Below are 576 nucleotides of genomic sequence, written 5' to 3'. Positions count from 1 at the left end.
TCTTTTGAAGAAAATTTAGCCATAAAAAATGCACCTCCAATTGTTAATTATGTGTCTAACAATTGGGGTGCACTTCAGTAATGGTGGTCTTTTTTAAATTGGTAAGATTGTACTAGGTTGAGCAAAAAAATGGAACCGAAAAAGTTATTTCTAATGAGGATAGCCTTCTTATGATGAAGTTTCATTCAGTGGATCTGCAAGCAAACATAAAAGAAGGAAAAAATTACGATTTTACTTTACGTGGATATAGAGTACCTATACTTTCATGGTTTCCAAATTTAGATGGTGCCGAACCACAAAATTAGCACTATTCTTTAATAAAAAATCCTACTCATTTTTTAATGAGTAGGATTTTTTATTAAAGAGCTATTTCGTATTAATTTGCGCCATCATTTAATATGCTATTTTTAAATGATTTCCAAATTTGATGACTAATTATCTAAATTTCTAAACTCTATACAGCACTATCAATTAAACAATTATTAGATATATCTTCTATCTAAAACATCGTATTATCATTAGCTGCTTCACTTGGAATCTCTTGAATTACATCCCAGTGTTCGACAATCTTTCCAT

At 29.7% G+C, this 576-nt stretch carries 1 pseudogene; it reads right to left on the bottom strand.

Going from position 1 to position 576, the window contains the following annotated elements:
* Positions 1-499 precede the first annotated feature (499 nt).
* Positions 500-576: pseudogene (locus AB6801_RS31225) on the bottom strand (nuclear transport factor 2 family protein); the annotation flags it as partial.

This window comes from Bacillus sp. RCC_6_1, from assembly GCF_041360755.1.
Taxonomy (GTDB): domain Bacteria; phylum Bacillota; class Bacilli; order Bacillales; family Bacillaceae_G; genus Bacillus_A; species Bacillus_A cereus.
This window is presented reverse-complemented; position numbering and strand designations above follow the sequence as displayed.